Below are 227 nucleotides of genomic sequence, written 5' to 3'. Positions count from 1 at the left end.
GACTTGGTCAACAAATTGGAAGCAGACAAAGACGAAGGCCGTCTGAAACTAACCGAACAGCAATGTCGGTACGATTTGTTGATTCTTGATGAGTTGGGGTATCTGCCGTTTAGTCAGAAAGGCGGGGTGCTGCTGTTTCATCTGATGAGCCAACTGCATGAAAGGACGAGTGTTGTCATGACGACCAATTTGGCTTTTAGTGAATGGGTGAAGCTGTTTATGGATGA

1 protein-coding gene is annotated in these 227 nt (G+C 45.8%); it reads left to right on the top strand.

Annotated elements, in window-relative coordinates:
- The coding region (locus tag IR141_RS13205; protein WP_167743254.1) for an ATP-binding protein at positions 1-227 on the top strand (227 nt) is incomplete at both ends.

Origin of the sequence: Neisseria sp. 19428wB4_WF04, assembly GCF_015235335.1 — a bacterium.
Taxonomy (GTDB): Bacteria; Pseudomonadota; Gammaproteobacteria; order Burkholderiales; family Neisseriaceae; genus Neisseria; species Neisseria musculi.
This window is presented reverse-complemented; position numbering and strand designations above follow the sequence as displayed.